This is a genomic window from uncultured Kordia sp. (assembly GCF_947489565.1).
In the GTDB taxonomy this organism is placed as follows: Bacteria; Bacteroidota; Bacteroidia; order Flavobacteriales; family Flavobacteriaceae; genus Kordia.
Map to the genome: position 1 here is coordinate 101147 of NZ_CANLEA010000015.1, position 24204 is coordinate 125350.

Annotated in this window: 10 protein-coding genes; 3 read left to right on the top strand and 7 right to left on the bottom strand. The window is 34.3% G+C overall.

Annotated elements, in window-relative coordinates:
• Positions 1–254: 254 nt before the first annotated feature.
• From Q0845_RS19355 to Q0845_RS19385, 7 genes are all read right to left on the bottom strand, one after another.
• Positions 255–434, bottom strand: coding sequence for a hypothetical protein (locus tag Q0845_RS19355; protein ID WP_298516745.1), 180 nt, complete (start codon positions 432–434; stop codon positions 255–257).
• A 380-nt stretch (positions 435–814) separates the two neighbouring features.
• A complete protein-coding gene (locus Q0845_RS19360; protein WP_298516747.1) occupies positions 815–7195 on the bottom strand; it encodes a hypothetical protein in 6381 nt (2126 codons plus the stop codon).
• A 17-nt stretch (positions 7196–7212) separates the two neighbouring features.
• Positions 7213–7374 (bottom strand): hypothetical protein, encoded by a 162-nt coding sequence (locus Q0845_RS19365; protein WP_298516749.1) that lies wholly within the window; start codon positions 7372–7374, stop codon positions 7213–7215.
• A gap of 107 nt (positions 7375–7481) precedes the next feature.
• Positions 7482–9128, bottom strand: coding sequence for a tetratricopeptide repeat protein (locus tag Q0845_RS19370; protein WP_298516751.1), 1647 nt, complete (start codon positions 9126–9128; stop codon positions 7482–7484).
• A gap of 106 nt (positions 9129–9234) precedes the next feature.
• Positions 9235–10653, bottom strand: coding sequence for a DASS family sodium-coupled anion symporter (locus Q0845_RS19375; protein WP_298516753.1), 1419 nt, complete (start codon positions 10651–10653; stop codon positions 9235–9237).
• Between the two features lie 177 nt (positions 10654–10830).
• Entirely contained in the window at positions 10831–11472 is a 642-nt protein-coding gene (locus Q0845_RS19380; RefSeq protein WP_298516755.1) for a gamma-glutamylcyclotransferase family protein, read from the bottom strand.
• A gap of 73 nt (positions 11473–11545) precedes the next feature.
• Positions 11546–13207, bottom strand: a complete 1662-nt coding sequence (locus tag Q0845_RS19385; protein WP_298516757.1) for a tetratricopeptide repeat protein — start codon at positions 13205–13207, stop codon at positions 11546–11548.
• 123 nt (positions 13208–13330) lie between these two features.
• On the opposite strand from Q0845_RS19385, the gene Q0845_RS19390 reads away from it, so the two are divergent.
• From Q0845_RS19390 to Q0845_RS19400, 3 genes are all read left to right on the top strand, one after another.
• Positions 13331–21727, top strand: a complete 8397-nt coding sequence (locus Q0845_RS19390) for a BspA family leucine-rich repeat surface protein (RefSeq protein WP_298516759.1) — start codon at positions 13331–13333, stop codon at positions 21725–21727.
• A gap of 298 nt (positions 21728–22025) precedes the next feature.
• Entirely contained in the window at positions 22026–23582 is a 1557-nt protein-coding gene (locus Q0845_RS19395; RefSeq protein ID WP_298516761.1) for a tetratricopeptide repeat protein, read from the top strand.
• A 78-nt stretch (positions 23583–23660) separates the two neighbouring features.
• Entirely contained in the window at positions 23661–24137 is a 477-nt protein-coding gene (locus tag Q0845_RS19400; RefSeq protein ID WP_298516763.1) for a hypothetical protein, read from the top strand.
• The last annotated feature ends 67 nt before the right edge of the window (positions 24138–24204 follow it).

A 24204-nucleotide genomic window follows, 5' to 3' on the forward strand; every position in this document is an offset into this window, starting at 1 on the left:
AAAATACTTCCTAAAAAAAACGCCACCTTAGCATAAAAGATGGCGTTTCGATTCATTAGTTGCCCCAAAAGTCTATTTGCCCAGTGTTAGACTGCAACTAAATCCTACTTAATATTATTAATGACTTATTCAAATGTTCTTAAAAAGTTGTAAAAAGCACCATCTGTGTAGATGATGCTTTTAATCATTAGTCATGAAAGTTTCTAGACGCCTTTTCTATAGCTTTACAACTAATGTTACTTTTTACTTTGTGATTATTGTTGATTGTTCTTTATCTTTTTTTCAAGTTCAATCAGAAGTTCTAATTGTGCTTTCATTTCATGTTTTTGTTGTTCCATTTCTTCAATGGTTTTTGTTTTTTGCCTTTTCGATTTAAAAAATCTTTTAAAGAGGTGTATCATAACATCTTTGTATTCATGTGATTTAAACTTCATATAGGATAAGAAGCTTTTCTGAAACTTTTATAAATGTATGATGCACTATAGTTTTGAAAAAAAAAGTTGGGGAGACATTTAGGGGGACAGGTTTTTAAGTTGTTGAAAATCAAAATATTAAATTCTTGTTCGAAAACGGAAAAATAACTTTTTATAAGTAGTTAATAATTGAAAGTGCTATTTTCTAGATTGATTTACTATCAATTTTTTCTGTTTTCTTTTGAATTTTACGATTCAAATCAATTTAAAAGAAAGCGCCACCAATATCGATGACGCTTTAATACTTAGTTGCCCCAAATGTCTAATTGCCCTTTATTAGACTACAACTAAAAACCTAGTAAACTAAAACTAAATATTGCTTTTTTGTATTTTGATTGTTCTTATTCATTATCGGGTAATTGTTCTATAATTTGATACGTACTGAATCCTAAAAAGTTACTTGGATGCGCCAATACATTTTGTAAAATAAATGGCGTATCCGGATCTGTTCCTGAATATTGTGTATTGTTATCCAAATTAACATCGTCTGCATTGTAACCACTTACTACATACGTTGGAAAGTTTAAAAAGTTTCCAGCGTCATTGAGTACTTTCGATAGAATTTCTGGCGTATCAGGACTTACTCCAGAATATTGTACAACGCTGTCTCCATTTACATTTCCTGCCCACATTGCCACAATATCCGTTGGCATTCCAAAGGTTGTTTGTGCATTGCTTCCATAGGTAATTTCATTGTTTGCATCTGTAAAATCAACAGTCGTAGAAATTTGTTTTAGCGTAATTGCAGAAGCTGTCATAATACTTAAGTGATTTCGGTGTTTTACCACAATGTGATAATCTCCCGCAGGAACATTGTCAAAAGTTAATGGTGTTACCAAATCATCGTTTACATCTACAATATCGCCATCACGTTGTAAGATTCCAGATTTTCCAGCAATGACTGTAGTTGGATTGCTTGCATCACGTAGCTCTACCCAAATCCAATCGACTGTAGAATTATTTCCATTATCGCTAAGTCCAACAGTTTCATTGATTGAAGCACCATCACCATACGGAGAATTGGCGTCATAAGTTCCTCCAGCAATTCTAAGATCATCTCGCATTAAGCTTTCTTCTCCCGTATTTGGATTGAGTAAAGCACCTTGCAGAAATACATCCACATCGACAATGACAAAATCACAACTCGTTTCATTATAGCTAGCTTGCGCATCTTTATTTCCCCAATTGGTATTACTATACGCTTCATTATCTACCAAAATACAATACAAATCATCATTGCCTTGTGCATTGAAATCCGTGATGATTCCATTGTTTCCATTTTGTACATTCAGACTTATTAATTCATTATTATCACAAAAAAGAGTTTTTAAAGCTACATTATTACTGAGATCAAGTGTTGTTAATCGATTTTGGAATAGATCTAAGGTTTCTAATACTGTATTCGTAGAAAAATCTGCAGTAGCGATCAAATTCCCATACACAACAATAGTTTTTAACGCTGTATTATTTGTGGTATTTAGACTTGTTAACTGATTAGAATCTGCTGATAAACTTTCTAATAGGATGTTTTGTGAAATATCTAAACTTGACAATCCACAAGCATTTGCTGAGAGAGATACAAGGTTTCGACTGTTAGAAATATCAAGTACTCCGATAGTATTGTCTGAAGTATTCAGATTTGTTAATCCAATAAAATCTTCAATTCCTGTGATATCTGTAATTCCTTGATTGCTTATATTTAAACTTGTTACCGTTTCTATAATGGCTGTTGGCACTTGTCCATCGGCTGAAATATCGTCATAACCTAAAGCTTCTAAACGTGCTTCAAAGTTGGCATCTGGAATGGCTGTGTAGCGACAATATTGATCGCTAAAACTTGTGGTCACATCAATTCCTCCCCAATTAGAGGTACTGTAGACAGCATCATCTACCAAAATACAGCTTAACGAAGGATTGTTGGTTGCTACAAAATTGGTAACGTTCATATTATTCCCATTCTGAATGTTTACAAATGTTAAATTGTTATCATTTGCAACAAAAGATGTCAATGCCGTTTGAAGCGAAACATCAATCGTTGTGATGGAATTATTATCGCACCAAAATGTAGTTAATAATGTATTTGTGCTAAGATCAATGCTTGTTAGCGCATTGTTTCCGCAACGCAAATCTAACAGTGCTGTGTTGTTTGAAACATCTAATATGTCAATGGAATTGTTATTACATTCCAAATAAGTCAATGCGGTATTGGTAGAAACATCTAAACTACTTAAATTATTGAAAGAGCTTACCAATTGCTCAAGATTGGTATTTGCACTAAGATTTAAGGTTGCAATAGGTGTAAACTTTGTCCAAAGTATTTTTAATGCAGTATTGTTTGAAAGGTCTAAACTCGTAAATGTATTGAGAGTTGCATACAATTCTTCTAAAGCAGTAAAGTCTTCAATTCCCGTAATATCTGCAATACTTTGCGAATTGATGTCTAAGGTTGTTACCACTTCAATTAACGCAGTTGGTACTTGTCCGTCAGCAGAAATATCATCATAACCTAGCGCTTCTAAACGTGCTTCAAAGTTTGCATCTGGAACAGCAGTATATCTACAATAAGCTCCGTCCCTGAATGTTACTGTTAGATCCACATCTGTCCAGTATGTAGTGCTATACGCAGCATCGTCTACTAAAATACACGTTAGATTTGGATTGTTATCTGCTATAAACGTAGTCACATTGGCATTATTCCCATTTTGTACATTCAAGTAATTTAAACTTGTATCGTTCGCATATAAACTTTGTAAAGCCGTTTGATTGCTTAGATCTAAGCTTTCAATAGCTGTATCATTGACACGTAACGTTATAAGATTTGTATTATTAGTCAAATCTAAGGCAGTAATATTCGTGTTTTCTAAGCGTACTGTTTCCAACAAAGGATTATTAGAGAGATCAATACTTGCAAGTGGTGATCCGTAGCATTCTAACAATTCTAAATCAGGATGAACGCTCAAATCTAAAGTAGCAATATCTGTGTTATTAGTTCTAAATTCTACTAGTTGAACATTGTTACTAATATCGATACTTGCTAATCCACCATTTCCTTGTACGAATAGTTTTCTTAACTCTGTATTATTGGATACATCGATCGTTGTTAGATTGCTACCTGCAAGATTTAGATTGGATAAATCCGTGTTATTAGACAGATCAATCGCAGTAATATTATTGCTATCAGCCGTTAAGGTGGTTAACAATACATTTTGTGTTACATCTAACGCTGTTAAATTGTTGAGTCTACAGTTTAAAGAGGTCAATGCTACAAAATCTTCAATTCCTGTTAAATCATTGATACCTTTATTTGGAAGCGCTAAACTTGTAATTCCTTCAATTAATACTGTTGGTACTTGTCCATCTGCTGAAATATCATCATAGCCTAACGCTTCTAACTCTGCTTCAAAATTCGCATCAGGAATGGCAGTGTAGCGACAGTAGGTTTCAGAAAAAATTAAACCTGTATCAACTTGTGTCCAGTAAGTTGTACTATAGGCAGCATCGTCTACTAATACACAGTTTAAATTGCTATTATTTGTCACGTTAAACGTGGTCATATTGCTATTGTTTCCGTTTCTGATGTCAATATGTTCTAAGATTCCCGTTTGTCCTTCAAACTTTGTCAGAACCGTTAAGCTAGTTAGATCTAATGAAGTAATTAATGAACCGTTTACTTTTAGCCAATCAAGTTGAACGTTATTGGTAATATCTAGTGTACTTACATCAGTATTGTCAATGCGTAACTCGTCCAATAGTGGATTGTTAGTAACATCAATTGCTGTAATATTTGTTTTGTATAAGCGTAATTTTTTCAAGTTTATATTAGCACTTAGGTCTATCGTTGCAATGTCTGTTTCAAATGCTTCTAATATTTCTAACGCAATATTATTGCTTACATCTAATGTTACAATATTATTTGCAGGGCAATCCAGTCTGGTTAAGGCAGTGTTTGCAGAAACATCAAGTGCAGTAAGTTGATTAGCTCCTAGGTCTATAATTTGTAAGTTTACGTTTTGAGATAAATCTATAGAAGTGATGTCATTTTGATTGGCAATTAGTGTCTCTAAGGCAATATTATTAGATAGATGTAACTGAGTTAAGTTATTTCTATCAACATCTAACGTAATTAAGGCTGTAAAGTCTTCAATTCCTGTTAAATCACTAATCGATTTGCTTTGTAGATCCAAAGAAGTTACCACTTCAATTAACGCTGTTGGCACTTGTCCATCTGCAGAAATATCATCGTACCCTAAAGCTTCTAATGCCGCTTCAAAATTAGTGTCAGGAATGGCTGTGTAGCGACAATACGTATCATTAAAGGAAGCTACTCCAGTATCAATGTTTGTCCAATTTGTAGTACTCCAAGCGGCATCATCTACCAAAATACACGTCAAAGCACTATTTCCTGAAGCGTTAAAATCCGCATCTAAAATAGCGGTATTGTTTCCATTTTTAGTATTTAAGAATGTCAAATTATTGTTACTGCATTCTAAACGTGTTAGTGCAGGATTGTTGGAAACATCTAAGGTTGTTAAGTTATTATCCGAAACTCTTAATTGTGTTAATGCAGTTAAGTTTGAAACGTCAATACTACTGATGTTAGCCCTAAGTATACTTAAGATTTCTAATAAGTTGTTTTGAGAAACATCTAAACTATTTATGCCCGTATCTTGAAAGTATAAAAATTTTAAATTGACATTATTGGTAATATCAATGCCTGTGAGATTGGTCTGATCACGAAGATTAATGGTTTCAAGTAGCGTATTGTTGGAAACATCAATTGTTGTAAATAGATTGCTTCTTAAATTTAGGAATGTCAGATTGGTGTTTTGACTAATATCAATTGTGCTGAGCTGATTGTATCTTCCTCTTATATAATCTAGTGTTGTATTTGCTCCTAGCGTCAACGATGCAATAGCATTATTATCAAACTCTAAGGTTTGTAAATTCATATTAGTACTTACATCCAAAGAAGTCAGTGAATTGTCTGAACAATTCAAATCAACCAATGCCGTAAAGTCTGAAATACCTGTTAAATCCGATATAGATTGATTTGTTACGTCTAAAGTAGTTACAACTTCAATCAGCCCAGTAGGGACTTGTCCGTCGCTACTTATATCATCATATCCTAAAGCTTCCAATGCAGCTTCAAAGTTGGCATCTGGAATAGTAGTATATGGTATTTCATTAATGTCAAAACTTCCCAAACTAATAGGGCAGGAGCTTTCATTAAAAGCTACCCAAACATCATAGGTTCCTATAGCAAGATTTGTAATATCGGCAGTGCCCGCATCATCATTAAAAACATGCGGATACGTTGTACCACCATCTACACTAAATTTAATTTGTGTTTCTGTAGCTTCATCATCAAAACTTACTTTTATAATTCCGTTACTTTGTCCTGCATTCACGCCAACTGTTTCTGTAACAGAAGCTACAGGTGTTACAGTATTTGCCAGCGGCACAAAATATATAGCTCCAGAATTACTTGGACTATCATCTTCATTTTGACCAATTAATAAGTAAGGAAAAGAAACGGCAACCGCTCTGTGTGCGAACTCATCCCAACTAGCACCAGAAGTTATTTTTGATATTTGTGTCCAGTTATTGGTACCATCATCTTTAAATACATACAATGCATCTGAATTGATTGCTCCATTTCCAAAAGTTCCTACATATAAATATTCACCATCCAAAGCGACATCAGTTCCAAAACGTTGATCATTAAAACTATCTTTGTCATCATTTTGAATCATGACGCTATTGGCTTCTAAATAATCACCATTTATATCTGCTTCGTACACATAAACTCTTCCTTGATCTGCTTCAGGTGTTGTAGAAGTTTCAAAATTCATAGCACCAATGGCTAAATAATCTCCTTCCACATCAATAGACCATCCAAAAGCTTCTGTAGTTTCAGTACCTCTTAATCTGTGTGTACGTGACCAAGTTCCATCATTTGCTTGATCCCATATTTGAACAGATCCAGCAGAGGCATTACCCACAGCAGAAAAATCTTGAGGTCCGCTAACATACGCACGTCCATTTTTTATTAATACATCATGACCAAATCGTGCGCCTGAATAGTTAGATTGTACTTGCGGCTCTAATTTTGTTTCGGTATAGGTAAATGTATTGGTTCCATCATTTTCATATAAATACGCGCATCCACCAATGCATCCATTTCTTGCACCTACAAGGATTAAATCACCTTCAATAGAAACAGCTTCTCCAAAACGAATTCCAGTAGTTCCATCGCTAGGTTCAAAAATGGCTACTTGAGTCCACGTATCTACACCATTATATTCAAATAAATACGCAGCTCCAGTATCTACATCGGCAGCATCTAGTTGCGAACGTGCGCCAACCAATAAGTAATTACCTTCTAAAGCTACTGCAGAACCAAAATTATCTCCAGCAAAACTATCACTGGCAGATATGATGGTTTGTTCTGTCCAGTTTCCTGAACCATCATTTGTAAAAATATATACTTTTCCAGCGGCAGCAGCATTGCTACGTGAAACAACTGCAGCGATATTTCCGTCAATAGCAACACGTTCTCCAAATCTGTAATTGGAAGTAGCGTCACTAGCTTTTGTTTTTGAGGCGCCAGCAGTAGTTACTGTAAGCGTGCCAGAAAATAGACTTTCATCAAAAGGACAAGAGGTTTGTCCATACATGTACGAGGCAGCACATACTAAGATAAAAAATAGGTTTCTTTTCATAAGAATAGAATGATAGGTTATGATTTGTTGTTGAGTTCTTTTAAAAAGTTTTCAAATTGTGATAATGATTCTAATTCGGCTTTCATGATTTCTGTTTTAGATTTCAATTTTTCCAAAGAAGCAGCTTTTTTATTCTTTCTAGAAAATAAATTTTGAAGGAGCGATGGAAGCTTTTTCATTGCATAGTATCGTATCAGTTATTGATGAAGCAATACTAGGAAGATTTCTTAGTTTAAAAAAGAAATTATAGGGTGCAGAATAGGGTGCAATAAGTTTAAGTTATTGATTATATAGAGTTTATAAAATCGTCTAAAGAATCTTGTGCAGATAGATTTAATTTCTTTTTCAATCGAAAACGTGTCGATTTTATGGCTTCTAAACTCGTTTTTCGAAGTTCAGAAATTTCTTTTCGAGACAATCCAAGCTTGATAAAAGAACAAACCTCAATGTCTGTTTTGGTTAAATTTGAATGTTTTTCGCGAAGTCGTTTTAGGAATTCATAATTGAGCGTTTCAATATTTTCTTTGAGCAATACTAGTTTTCCATCTTCTAGTTTATCGGCTTTCAATTCAGCCAGAATTCCGGTTAAAGAAATCCCTTCTTCTTGTTTGGAAAGTTTGTTGAGGTTTTCGGTAATTTTTTCTTTGGTATTCAGATGTATGATCGTTTCTGCCACCAATTCTGAAATTTCCTCTTTTTTAGAACTGATTTCAGTACTCAATTGATCAATCTTTGTATTTAGTTGTTGTGCTTCTAGTTGTTTTCGAAGGCGTAATTTTTTAAAATATTTACTTCCAAAATATACAATCGCAACAATGATGAATAAAGTAATGATCAACAATGCGAGATACCACTTTTTTTGAAGCGACTCATTTTCTGTTTTAAGCATGAGTACATCTTTCTCTTGTGTAAACTGAATGCTGTCCATATAACGCTCTTTCTCAAAAGCATAGCTCAATTCTATTTCACGAATTTCTTTAATCTTATCTAAATTTAAAATACTATCGCGTGCTTTGCTATACCTTCTGTAATCTTCCAACGCATTGTAATAATCTTTTAAATTATTGTAAATGAGACTTCTTCTTCGAAAAGACAAAAAATACCGACGTCCCATTTTTTCAGTTTTGGCAATATTCAGCGATGTATTTATATGAAATAATGCTTTGTCGTATTCTTTTAATGAGATGTAAATTTTTGTAATATTATAATGAGAAGCCGCAATCGCCGTTTTTTTTCCAATTTTAGTTACATAAGCGAGATTTTTTAATTGCAATTCCAGCGCTTCCTCGTATCGTTTTTCTCTAACATACAAGTTTCCAATATTTGACATTACTTGATGAACGCCTTCTTCATAATTTGCTTCCTTATAGTGAGTTAAGGTTTTATCAAAAAAATACTTTAAAGAATCTATTTCAGTATCATCTTTGTACGCTCTTGAAAGTATATTGTAATTATGACCAATACTTCTTGGACGTTTTAATTTTGTATTGATTGTAATGGCTTTGCGGAGTATTTTTTTAGCTTTTTCAAATTCTTTTTGATAGATAAGCACATTCCCAATATTATTACAACTAGAAGCCAAACCTATGGAATCGTTGTATTTCTCAAAGATTTTTAAGGCTTTGTAATAGTCTCGTAACGCTTCAGAATAATTAGCACGTCTTCTCTGAATTAAACCAGATTGTTGTAAAATTTCGGCTTCATGTAGTTCCGAATTGTACTTTTTTGATGAAGATTTAATGATTTTTCGAGCTTCGTTTAAGTATGCAGACACACTATTAAAATCGCGTCGCAATTGATAATCTCCTAAGGTAAGATAAGCGGAAACTTTGAGTGAATCGTTCGGTGCTTCTGCTACTATTTTTTCTAATGCCACTACGGTGGAATCTTTCTCTTGTGCAAAACTCACTGCAGACTGCAATAGAAAAGCCATAAAAAGAAGACAATAGCGGCGCATTTGGTAAAATATTAGGGTTAGGATAAATGTAAGTGAAAGTCCTTACAAAAGCAAAAAAGGATGTGTAACAGCAAAATGATTTTTAAAAAACCAAAGGAATCACAAACTGAAAAAATACGATGAGTAAAATGATTGAAATAATGTTCAATAAAAAACCAGCACGCGCCATTTGTGCTACTTTTACATGACCACTGGCGAATACAATGGCGTTTGGCGGCGTGGACATCGGCAACATAAATGCACAACTAGAAGCCATAGTCACAGGAATTAAAATATGTAAAAGTTCAATATTCAATCCTATAGCAACACCTGCAACCATAGGAGCAAAAATGGCAATCAAAGCAACATTACTCATCAATTCGGTCATAAATAACATAACAGCGATTAAAATGCTGCAAATAAGCAATATGCTTAAGGAAGTATTGTTGCTCACAGCAGCTCCGATCATATCAATAATTCCAACATTCGATAAAGCGCTTGCTAAGGCGAGTCCGCCACCAAATAATAATAAAATTCCCCAAGGCAATCGTTTGGTATCTTCCCAAGCTAATACAGCCGTATTTTTGTGCGTACATGTAAAACAAGCAAATGCAGCAAGCATACTAATTGTAGTATCACTTAAAGCTAAATTTGGGAATAGACTGTTGATGTAATTTTTTCCAATCCAAAGTACAATTGCAGTGATAAAAATAATCAATACAATGACTTCTGATTTGCTAATTTCACCAAGTTTCTTCATCTCTGCATCAATGATATCTTTCGATTTTTCAAACGAAGCCAAATGGTTTGGATACATCACTTTGGTTAAAATATAATAAATAAAGAAGAGCATAATAATGGCAAACGGAAGTCCAACAATGATCCACTTTAAAAAGGAGATACTATAATTATATTCGCTTTCCATAAAACCAGCCAATACAATATTTGGTGGCGTTCCAATTAAGGTTGCAATACCGCCAACATTTGCAGAATAGGCAATTCCCAACATAATACTCAACGCAAAGTTTCGATCTTTTTTGGTAAAACCATCTTCATCATGAATCAATAATTCGATGACAGAATAGGCAATAGGAAGCATGACAACGGTGGTTGCTGTATTGCTAATCCACATACTTAAAAATGCAGTCGCCAACATAAAACCGAGAATGATTTTGTTGGGACTTGTTCCTGTGAGTTTGATGATAGACAAAGCAACGCGTCTATGTAAGTTTACTTTTTCTAACGCTAATGCTAATACGAATCCGCCAAAAAACAGAAAAATGATCGGATGCCCATAATTCACAGCTACTTCTTTGATCGGCATAATACCTAATAAAGGATAAAAAGTCAACGGAATTAACGCAGTAATAGAAATAGAAACTACTTCTGTAATCCACCATAAAATCATCCATAAAGCGACTCCAATTACTTTATCAGCTTCAGGACTGATGAATTGAAATGGACTGAAAAAAAACAGCAAACAGATAACAGGACCTAAAACAAGAATTAATTTTTTCTTCATAGTTGCAAAGATGGTGATCAAAAAAAATGATTCATCAGAAAATCATTCACACTGCAAAATATAAAAATGAAAACTTTTTTATGAGAAAACCTTAGATTTTATACTGAAATAATAAAAAATGCCACCGTAATTGCTTCGATGACATTTTTCGATCGTTAAACTAAAAATGGTATATATTTATTCAATATAAATATTATCGTATATGCATTCGGGTAAATTTTCTTTTAAGATTTTATCGATCGCAAAGGCATTTTTTTCATAAATAAATGGTCGTCTCGGATAAATGCGATCGTTTGCCCAACATTCACTCCAACCAATGGTAGAACGAATAAAATCGATGGTATAATGATCTTCTTTGGCTTTTGGAAAACTATTTTCAATCTCCAAACAGCCATTAATGCAAATATCTACATACGATTGTACAATAGGAAAATCTTTTGAAGGATACGCACTTGGAGGCGCTACAATACCACTAAAATCATTTACATAAATCCAAACCGTATCTCCAGGCTCTAAAATTTTATAATACTCTTCAATATGTGTTACTTTCTTTCGTGTATAGCCTTTTTCTCTTCCGTCTGTAGCTTCCAATTCACTGTCGGTGACTTCATAAATAACACCGTTTACATGACTTTCTCTATCGGGATAACAGCCTAAATACGTTGGAGAAATACTTGCAAGTGTTTCTGGCATGCGCGCATACCAACCACGTTGAAACCCAAAAGCAATTGCCGGAAAAGCTACTTTTGCCATCGGCGCATCTCTGAGTCTTGACTGTGTTTCTATCAAGGAACCATATCCAAAAATGTAATTTTTCATAGTAATGTGAATTTGTACACTTCCAAATTTAACAGTGTACACATTACATTGTATGCGTATTTCTACGTGATTTTTAGAAAAGTTTCTTGATAAATAATTCCAATTCTTCGCCTTTAGGAACTTCTAGTTTTTTGCGAATGCGATATCGAGCAGACTTTATAGAAGAAAGTGTGGCATTGCGCACATTCATGATTTCTTTCAGATTTAAATTTAGATACATTAAATGACAAATTTCGCGTTCTGCTTTGGTAAGATCAGGAAAACGTTTGGCCAATTGGATTTCAAAATTAGCTTCCGACATATTGTTGACTTCGGAGACACTATCCAATCGTTTTTCAGTGCTGATTTGGTTTTTAAGTTGCATTAAGATGCTTTGATAACTATCTACAACACCCAAACTACTATCTTTTGTTTGCAATACTTTAATGGTGTCTAGCAGTTCTTTTTTAAAATCGATACGCATCTTATTATCCATCAACAATCGCTCTGTTTTATAGCGTAAAAAATTTACTTTTTCATTCAACAATTCAGTCTCTAACTCTTGTTTTTGACGATTTCTAAGATTAATTTTTCGTTTATATCGATACAAAAGGAATAAACTAACCAAAGCTAGTAGTGCAAGGAAAAATAAAACCGCAAACAAACGTTTTTGTGCGCGTTGCGATTGGGCAACTCTTTGTAATTCTATTTTCTCTGTAGATGCTTGTAAACTATCACGATATGCTTCTTGTTTGAACTTAAATTCTAAAGCTAATTTTTCAAAACGTTCAGACTGTTCTATGGTTCTAGAAGAGTCTCTATATCTTTTATAAGTCCTGTAAAAAGATAAGGCTTTTTTATAATTTTTTTGATCACGTTCAATTTTATAGCGCTCCAAATACAATCGACCCAATAATATTTTATTTCCATATTGAGTCGCCAATACTTCACTACTGTCCAAATATTTTGATGCTGCATCGAATAGATTCATTTTTCGAGCATTAAAAGCTAAATCTTTCATCGTAGAAGCCAATCGCTCTATCTTTTCTTCTTTTTTATAAATGACAAGATTTTGCTTGTGAAGCTCAAAAGCTTTTTGATACATTTTTTTTGACCTGTATACTTTCGCTTTATATCTTATTACATCTGATAAATAAAGAGACTGGGTAAAATAATTTTTGGCACTGTCTAAAACGATAAGTGCACTATCAAGTTCTTTTTTTAAATATAAAAAGTGTCCATAATTGTTTAGTGATACTCCATAATCTAAACTATCATTACGTCGCATTACCAAAGCTTTCTTCATATAGGAAATGGCTTTGTCATACTTTTTTTGTGAACGAAATAACATGGCAATATTATGGTACGAACGTCCAATTTTTGAGGAATCTTTGGCTTTTTCTTTAATTTTGAGCGATGTCAAGTAATACTGCAATGCTTTATCATAATTATTACGTCTGCGTTCAATAATTCCTAAACAATCGTAGGCGAGTGCTTGCTGTGTAGCTTTATCAGAAAAAGTATATTCATTCTCTAATATTGTCAGTGCATTTTTAAAATATTCAGAAGCTTTAATCGGATCAGAAGTATCTATTAAAACTCCTAAATCGATAGTACGCGAAACACGTAACGAATCCGAAGAAGTTGTTTCTAACAAAACAGTGAGCGAGTCAATTTTTTGTTGCTTATTTTGAGCGTAACAAAGCAATGTTACACTAAAAAATAGTACTAAAAATAAATAAGACTGCTTTTTCATTGAAAACTTCTATAAAGTCTGTAAAAGTACTACTTTTTTAAGATTTGCGACCATTTGCTACCTTATAAAACAATGCTTTTTTTGGTTTTCAACCTAAGTTTGCAAAAAATAAAAATTGTTCTCATGCGAAACCTACTTTTAAGCGTATTCCTATTTTTTTGTGTGTCCCATATTGCATATTCTCAACATTTTGAGTTTTTTATTGAAACCACTACTCAAAATGAAACCTTCACCATACCTATTGATGGTTCTTTAACTTACAACTATAATGTTGATGTTGTTGTTCCTTTTAATCCTAATGCCACTGTTTCTTATACGAATGTTACAGGAGCCCTAACGCACACTTTTGGAAATGCAGGGTCTTATATTATTAGAATACTAGACGGAAGTTTGTTTCCAAGAATAATTTTTTCTAACAGTCCAGACAAATCGAAGATAACAATTATATCGAAGTGGGGAAATAACCCTTGGACAACTATGGAGTCTGCTTTTGAAGGCTGTGATAACTTAATCCTCGATACTAGTGATACTCCAAACCTTACTAATGTAACGTCTACTAATAAAATGTTTAAAGACGCTGATGCTCTTGTCGATAATAGGAATAAAATAGGGTCATGGGATATGAGTAATGTAGAAAATATGTCACAAATGTTTCGTAATTGTGATGTATTTAATGAAGATTTAAGCAATTGGGATACTAGTAACGTAGAGACCTTTACCCGAATGTTTCAAGATGCCAGTGCATTCGATCAAAATCTTGGTAATTGGGATATAAGTAATCTAAACTCAGGAGGGACAGATGCTATATTTGCACAAGCAGGTGTTTCAACAAGTAATTATGACCAAACTGTGACTGGATGGGGAACGCTAGATACAGGAGAAACACAAATTCCAAGTGGATTAAATATTAGGTTTGATAACAGTACGTATTGTGCATCGCAGGCAATAAGAACAACATTAGCGAATGCTCCCACGAATTGGAATTTTATAGATAGTGGTTTAAACTGTAATAATGTTTCTGATGATGGTCTTTTTATCACAACTTGGGAAACTACTACTGCAAACGAATCTATTACAATTCCTACTGCTGGACCAGGATATGGGTATTATATAGATTGGGGAGATGGGCAAATAGACAATTCAGTTACAGGAAATATTTCGCATACATATGCTAGCGCTGGTACACATAGAGTAAGAATAGGTGGTTTATTCCCTAGAATCTATTTTAACGAGACAGGAGATCGATTAAAAATTAAAACCATTGAACAATGGGGAACTATTGCTTGGCGAGATATGTTCAATGCGTTTGATGGATGCGAAAACCTGACGTACAATGCAACGGATGCCCCTAACTTATCAAACGTAACTGATTTATCAAGAATGTTTAATAAATGTAAAAATTTCAATGCAACAAATTTGAACAACTGGGATTTGAGCTCTATTAGGTCTGTTACATTTATGTTTAACGAAGCTGAAAAATTTAATGGAGATATCTCCAATTGGGATGTAAGTAATGTCATAGATTTTAGAAATATGTTTTCTTCGGCTCGTGATTTTAATAGAGATATTTCAGGATGGACAATTAACACGAATGAACCTGTAAACATGGGAGGAATGTTTGCTGGAGCAAGCGACTTTAATCAACCCATAGGAAATTGGAATATAAGCCAAGTGACAGATATAGGTTTTATATTTCAAGATGCGCTAAATTTTAATCAAAGTTTAGCCAATTGGGATATTTCAAACGTAACCGATATGGATGGCATGCTTAATAATTCAGATCTATCACTAGAAAATTATGATGCTACATTGATCGGTTGGGCAACTCTAGAAAACGGGGAAACTCAAATTCCTACGGGCATTACTTTTAGCGCGTTTGGACTCTCTTTTTGTCAAGCATACAATGAAAGAAGTATGTTAGAAAATGCACCATACAATTGGATCATTACAGATGCAGGACCTGAATGTTCTGATGTAGCTTTTATCACCACTTGGCAAACCACTAGCGCGAATGAAAGTATCGAAATTCCTACCGATGGCAATGGATATAACTATGTAGTCAACTGGGGAGATGGAACTTTTGATACCAATATTACAGGAAATGCCACGCATACATACGCAACTGCAGGAACGCATACGGTTGAAATTTTTGGAGATTTTCCTAGAATTTATTTTAATAATAGTGGAGATAAAGACAAAATCAAGTCCATAGATCAATGGGGAACAATTCAATGGGTAAGTATGGCTGCTTCATTTCGAGGGGCTAGTAACTTAAGACTTCTTGCTACAGATGTACCAGATTTATCTGGAGTTACAAGCACTGGATCTATGTTTGCTGGTTGTACCTCTTTAGAGAGTCCAGATTTATCTCATTGGGATATGTCTGCTATAAGAATTATGAATCTTATGTTTTTTGGTGCGACTAATTTTAATGGTGATGTTACAGGCTGGGATGTAGGGAATTGTACTGGATTTGCATGGTTTTTTAGAGAAGCTAACGCATTTAATCAAGATATAAGCAACTGGAACATAGGGGAAAATGTAGGTTCGAATGACATATTCATGGATGGTATGTTTGAATCTGCTAGTAATTTTAATCGAAACTTAGCAAGTTGGAATATTTCCAATGTTGTAGATATGACTAATATGCTTGATAATTCTGGATTATCTGTAGATAATTATGATGCTACGTTAATAGGTTGGGCTACTTTAGATGCGGGTGAAACTCAAATTCCTTCTAATATCAATGTAGGAGAAGTTGGTTTACAGTATTGTGCTTCTGTAGTGGAACGTACGAGTTTAAAAAATAGTAATAATTGGTCATTTTTAGATGCAACTTTAGCTTGTCCCGAGGAAGACAAATTTATTATGGTATGGAAGACCACATCTAATAATGAGAGCATTAGATTTCAGTTTACGGGGGCTACGGGTAATAATAATAGTTATACTGTAGATTGGGGTGACGGCACTGTAGATAACGATGTTTCTGGAAATAGACAACATACCTATGCGCAAGCAGGAACTTACGAGGTGAAACTATCGGGAGAATTTAGATTTAGATACAATAACTTGTCTGCCGCTACCTCAACAAGATTAAAACTTTATGAAATTAAACAATGGGGAGCCAATCAATGGACGAGTACTGCCCAAGCCTTTTACGGATGTGAAAATTTGAAAATCACAGCGACTGATGTGCCAGACTTAAGTTTGGTAAGTAATATGGAAGATATGTTTAGAAACTGTAATGCACTAAAAGATTTAGGAGGCAAAATGGGATCTTGGGATGTAAGTAACGTAGATAATTTTTCTTCAATGTTCCAAGGAGCAAATAACTTCGACACACACTTAGGAAATTGGAATCTTAGCAATGCTATGGACATGAGTAATATGCTAAATGGTTCAGGACTTTCCAGCGGTTCGTATGATTTAACGTTAGTGGGTTGGCGAAACAATCCAAATACACCTTCAAACATCAATTTAGGCGCTTCTGGACTCACCTATTGCAATGCTGTAAGCGAACATGATTATTTAGACAATGATTTAAACTGGTCATTGAATGATGCGGGTCTTAATTGCCCTACGGACGAGCCTTTTATCACCAAATGGGAAACAACCACAGCTAACGAAACGATTACAATTCCTATAGAAACGAACATTTTAAACCCAATAATTTATAATTACTATGTAGATTGGGGAGATGGTTCGCCAATAACATTTGAAACAGGAGAAGCAACCCATGCATATGTCACCGCAGGAATCTATGATGTAAAAATTACGGGGGAATTTCCTCAAATACGCTTTGAAAATTCTACTACCAGCAATAGAAACAAAATACTATCTATTGAACAATGGGGAACGATTCAGTGGAGAAACTTCTCAAGAGCTTTTAGAGGTTGTTCCAATATTGTGATAAATGCTACCGATATTCCAGATTTAAGCAGTGTAACAAGTCTGCTTTATATGTTTGAAGGAACAAGTTCTTTGGTTGATAATGGAGGACGTATCAATGACTGGGACACAAGTACTATAACCCAAACAGGTTATATGTTTCAAAATTCTTCGTTTAATGAAGATATAAACAATTGGGATGTAAGCAATGTTACATTTATGGGCTTTATGTTTAGAAATAATACAAACTTTAACCAACCATTAAACGATTGGGAACTATCAGAGAATGTAAGTCTTTTTGAAATGTTCAAGAATGCTACTGCGTTTAATCAAGATCTTGCAAGTTGGGATATTAGTGGCGTAAATAGTATGGGAGGCATGCTAGACAATACAGCCATGTCTATGGAAAATTATGACAATACTTTAATTGGCTGGGCAACTTTAGATGCTGGCGAAACACAAATACCAGCAGATATAAATTTAGGAGCTGTAGGTCTTACCTATTGTAATAGTGAAACCGAAAGAGGACTTCTAACAGGAACTACCTATAATTGGATAATCACGGATGCTGGAAAAGACTGTGATGCTATTTCATTTATTACGACTTGGGAAACCACAACTGCCAATGAAACCATTACGATTCCTACGTTTTCGGGAGATCCGTATGATTACACTGTAGAATGGGGCGATAATACAGCTGATACCAGTGAAACAGGAGATGCGACGCATACCTATACAACTCCGGGAATTCACACAATAAAAATTAGAGGAACGTTTCCAAGAATATTTTTTGATGATGCAGCCGCAGATAAAAACAAAATCTTAACAATTGAACAATGGGGACCAAATCAATGGACAACCATGAGTCGTGCCTTTATGGGATGTACAAATTTAGTCCTAAATGCAGATGACAGTCCAGATTTAAGCAGAGGCGGAACTTCTACAATACGATTACAACAAATGTTTACCAACGCCAGTAATTTGGTTGATTTAAAAGATCAAATTGGAAATTGGGATGTAAGCAACGTGGTGAATATGTGGGCGACTTTTGGCAACTGTACTTTATTTAATGAAGACATTAGTGGTTGGAATGTTTCTGGAGCTACTAGTTTGCTTCAAATGTTTGTAAATAATCCAAACTTCAACCAAGATTTGAGCGGATGGAATACTAGTAACGTTCAAAATTTTTCTGCGATGTTTGCAGGAGCAGCTGTTTTTAATCAGAATATTAGTGGTTGGAATACCAGCAATGCAACAAATATGAATGCTATGTTTATAGATGCAGCTTCCTTTAATCAGGACATTAGTGGTTGGGATGTTTCCTCTGTACAACGAATGGACAAAATGTTTCAAAACGCTACAGCATTCAATCAAAATATCAGCGGTTGGAATGTTTCCTCAGTACAGCGAATGGACAGAATGTTTCAAAATGCCACAGCTTTCAATCAAGATTTGAGTAATTGGGACATCAGCAGTTTAGGAAGTAGTGTGACGTTTACAGAAAGTGCAGAATTTATGTTTTTTGATGCTACGGCATTCAGTACTGAAAATTATGATGCATTGCTTTTAGGTTGGTCTACGGATAGTAGTGGCAATGCTACGGATGGAGATGACGATATTCCTTCAGACATAGTATTCGAAGGTCCTCCAACAACCTATTGTCCGGGAGCAGCAGGAATAGAAATTTTAACCGATATGCCTTATAATTGGACAATCAACGGTGGAACAGAAGACTGTGAAAGCGTTTCTTTTATCACTACATGGCAAGTAGGTGCTAATGAAACCATAGTAATTCCTACGTTTCCTGGAGCTACCTACGATTATAGAGTAGATTGGGGAGATGGAACGGTAGATACCAATCAAACTGGCGATGCTACACATACCTATACTAATGCAGATGTGTATACGGTAAGTATTAGTGGAACATTTCCAAGAATTTATTTTAATAATGACCTTTTAGTAGACAATGTAACGCCTCGTCCAAACGGATCAAAAGATAAGCTGTTAACTATTGAACAATGGGGACCAAACCAATGGACAATTATGCACAGAGCTTTTCAAGGTTGTAGCAATCTCGTATTAAATGCAGATGATACGCCTGATTTTAGCGGAGTGACAACTATGGGCATTCATCAAATGTTTCAAGGCGCTACCAATTTTGAAGATTTAAAAAATCAAATAGGAAATTGGAATGTAAGCAATGTTGTCAATATGTATGCAACCTTTGGAGGATGTGAAGTATTTAATGAAGATATTAGTGGTTGGAATGTTGCTAACGTGAGTAATTTTCTTCAAACATTCGTTGGCGCACTTCGATTTAATCAAAATATTAGTGGTTGGAATACCAGCAGTGCAATTACCATGTCTACCATGTTTGCCAATACGGAGGATTTTAACCAAGATATTAGTGGTTGGAATGTGTCTTCTGTAGAGCAAATGCAATACATGTTTGCCAATACAACTGCCTTCAATCAAGATATAAGCACTTGGGATGTGTCTGCTGTACAACGAATGAACAACATGTTTCAAAACGCAGCAGCATTTAATCAAGACTTGAGTAATTGGGATATTAGTAGTTTAGGAACTAGTGTAACGTTTACGGAAACCGCTGAAAATATGTTTCAAAACGCAACGGCATTCACTTCAGAAAACTATGACGCATTGCTGATTGGTTGGGCAACAGATAGTAGTGGGAATGCAACTGATGGAGACGACGATATTCCGTCAGATATCATCTTTGCCGCAGCACCAGAATATTGTTTAGGTCTGAGTGCAAGGAACATACTTACCAGTACTGCGTACAATTGGGCAATTACGGATGGCGGACAAAATTGTGATTTTACAAATGCTTTTATCACTACTTGGGAAACCACCACAGCGAATGAAAATATTACGATTCCAACTACAGGATCAGGATATAATTATGTTGTAGATTGGGGAGATGGAATTATAGAATCTGGATTTACAGGAAGTGCAACACATGTTTATACAACAGCAGGAATCTACACGGTAAGCGTGATAGGAGACTTTCCAAGAATCTATTTTAATGGAACAGGTGATAAAGACAAAATAAAATCTATTGAACAATGGGGAGCACAAGAATGGACTTCTATGAAAGAGGCTTTTCGTGGTTGTGAGTTTATGGCAATCAATGCAACAGATAGTCCTAACTTGAGCCAAGCTACAGATTTGTCTAGAATGTTTGTGATTTGTAAACAAATCGAAACCGCAGATCTTTCCAATTGGGATACGTCTACCATTACAAATATGTCGGCGATGTTTAACCTTTCTCGTTTTAACGGAAATATTTCAACTTGGGATGTAGGGAATGTAACCAATTTTAAAGGAATGTTTAAAAGTGCAACACGTTTTAATCAGGATATTTCACAATGGAATATTGGTGAATTTGTAACTGGTTTTATTGATATGTCTGAGATGTTTCAATCTGCTCTTAATTTCAATCAATCCTTAAACACTTGGGATGTTAGTAAGGCAGATCGAATGCATTTTATGTTTGATAGAGCATTAAGATATAATCAACCCATGAACAATTGGGATGTATCTAATGTCATCTTTATGAATGAAATGTTTGATGGCGCGCGTAATTTTAATCAAGATTTATCTTCGTGGGATATTAGTACTGTAGATACCTTTGTAAATTTCTTAACAGGCTCAGCAATGTCTCAACAAAATTATGACAATACTTTAATTGGTTGGGCTACTATTGATGCTGGAGAAACGGGCCTACAAACAAATGTACGATTCGATGCGGATGCTACCTATTGTTTAGCATTTGATGCCAGAGAAACACTAACATCAGCGCCATACAATTGGGATATTACGGATGGTGGACAATCCTGCGGAATCTTTCTTGCGGCAAAAGTGTATTTACAAGGAGCCGCTTTAAACCCAAACATGGGAGAAGAAAATCTCATGAGAGATGATTTACGTATAGCAAGTCTAATACCAACGACTTCACCATATGGAGACGGATTAACCTGTGATACAAGTGTTTTCAATACGACTGGAGCAAATGCTATTGTAGACTGGATTTGGATAGAATTAAGAGATAAAAATGATAATACATCCGTTTTACACAGTCAATCAGCATTGTTACAAAGAGATGGAGATATTGTAGCTACTGATGGAGTTTCGGTACTGTCTTTCAATGCTGGTACAGATAACTATTTTATAGCTGTAAAACACCGAAATCACTTAGGAATCATGACATCAACAGCGCTATTAATCAATACAACTTCTGCTGATTTTAGCAATGCAAGCAGTCAAATTACCTTTGGAAACAATGCGCAAACGACTTCTGGAATGCCAAGTGGAGTAGTGGCGATGTGGTCTGGAAATACGAATAATGATGCGGTTGTACAATACTCAGGAACCACACCAGATACACCTTCTGTTTTATCGGAAATACTAAACGATCCCGGAAACTTTTTGAATTTCCCAACGTATGCCGTAAGCGGATACAATGTAAATGATATCAATATGAATGGAAGTACACAATATTCAGGGACAAGTCCGGATACGCCGCTCATCTTACAAAATGTATTGGCACATCCTGGAAACTTCTTGAACTTTAGTACGTATCAAATCACGGAACAGTTGCCAGAAAACTAACAATCAAATAAAAAGTAATTTTTAAAACCTGTTTATATTTAATGTGAGTTTGATAAATCTATATTTATCCAATTGATTTTAAGAGAATTACACAAAATGTCAAATCGAGCATTATTGTAAATACCGAGCGTAGCTCACGAGATTAAATTGAAATGTATGTTTTTCTAGTGTTCTCGACTGCGCTCGAACTAACAAGCTGTTTAATATTAATGATTCTTACTTTGAACTCACATTAAATATAAACAGGTTTTATAGTTATTTAGAAAACACTATTTCTTTATTTGTATGTTTGCAATCTATGAAATACTCCTGCTTTCTTTTGGTATTACTTTTTACCACTTTTTCTTTTTCACAAGAAATAGATACTACACTGGTACAACTAGAAGAAAAGTTAGCAAATTCAACTTCAGAGACAGAAAAGATAAAAGCAATGCTTGTGCTGGGCGAATATGAATTGGATCATAATTTTAGCAGAGCAGAATATATCATTACAGAAGCTTTTGATCTATCACAAAAAAATAAAAACGCTGTTACAGATCATTACAAAGCTTTAATTCAAATTCAATTAGGAGTCTTAAAACGAAGAAAAAGTGAACATGCAGCAGCCATCAAACATTACCTAACTGCGTTGGACTTTTTTGAAAGAGAAAAAGATACGGCAAACATGGCCGATGTGTATCATAATATAGGAACCGTTCATAAATTTCAAAAAGATTTTACGGCTTCGTTTTCTAATTATGACAAATCTTTACAACTCAATAGATCCATCAATAATAAAGAAGGAATTGCATTAGCATTACTCATGAAAGGAAGCAATTATAGAGCGCTAAAAAAGCTAGATTCTGCCGAAATTTATTATAAAAAATGCAAAGATATATTTGTAGCTATCAATGATAGCAAAGGTCTACAACAAGTCAATAATTTCTTGGTGTTACTCTATCTAAGAATGAATAAGGTAGAAGAAGCTTTGCAACTGAATCAAAGTAATATTGCGATAGCTAAAAAGAACAATGAAAAGTTAAACTTGGTGACCAATTATATAAAGGCATCAGACATTTACTATAAAGAGAAAGAATATCGAATTGCAGGAAAATATATAGATTCAGCTTTAAAACTGTCTAAAAAAGAAGGATTCAAGGACAGAATTGCATTTGCGTATGGCAAGAAAAGCAGGTTATGGTATAAACTAGAAAACTATAAATCGGCTTATTTTTCACACCGAAAATACAAAAGCTATTCAGATTCATTATTTAATATAGATAATACGAAGAAGATTCAGGAATTAGAATTAAAGTTTAAATTTCAACAAGAAAAACGAGAAGTACAGTTATTGGCCGATAACGAATCTGCGAAGAAAAAAATATATCTTATTCTATTTATCATCACACTTATATTGAGTGCTATTATTGCTTTTTTAGTCAAAAGAGATTTTAAATACAAAAAACGGCTGCTTGAATTAGAGAATAAAACTTTATTGCGAGAAAAAGAACAAATCACAAAAGCCTTCAATCAATTACAAAATAGTACAAATGCTGAAGAACGTATCAAAGCAAAGCAAGAAATACTAAAACTAAAAATTCTTACCGACGACGATTGGTTACATTTCAGAGATAAATTTGAATTGCTACATCCTAACTTTTTCAATCTTTTAAAAGACAGTAATTTCCAATTCACAAAGTCAGAAATCCGATTCTTAATACTGAAAAAATTAGACTTAGAAACCAAAGAAATTGCAAATATGACAGGAGTTTCTAACGATAGTGTATTAAAGACACAATACAGACTTCGCAAGAAACTTGACATTGCTAAAACCATTGAAATCATCAGTTTTCTTGAGCATTCTACTCAAAACTAAAGACTTACAAAAAACTGTCCAGTTTTTGTCTAGTTGCCAATATTAAAGATACGCGCTGTTTTTCGTAGTGTTGTAGACATGAAAAAAATATACTGTATTCTTTTTATAATTACATTGATCTTAGGTGTTATCATTGTGCTCTTTCTAAAGTATAAAAAACGACTACTTGAATTAGAAAACAAAGTCTTATTACAAGAAAAAGAACAAATAAAAACGGCGCTACATGAGCTCAAAAATGGTCCTAGTGATGAAGAACGCATCAAAGCAAAACAAGAAATTATAAAGCTCAAAATTTTAATTGATGATGATTGGATTCGGTTTAGAGATAAATTTGAATTGCTCTATCCTAATTTTTTAAATACGTTGACGGCTTCAGAGTATCATTTTACAAAATCTGAAAAACGATTCCTAATGCTTAAAAAATTAAATCTTGAAACCAAAGAAATTGCGAACATGGTTGGTGTTTCCAATGATAGCGTTTTAAAAACGCAATACAGACTTCGAAAAAAACTGGCTATTGATAAAACTACCGATATTATTAACTTTTTAGAGTAAACAATCATTTTTACACATAAATACTGAAAAATGATGTTCTATAATCAATTAGATTAGGTAATTTTAA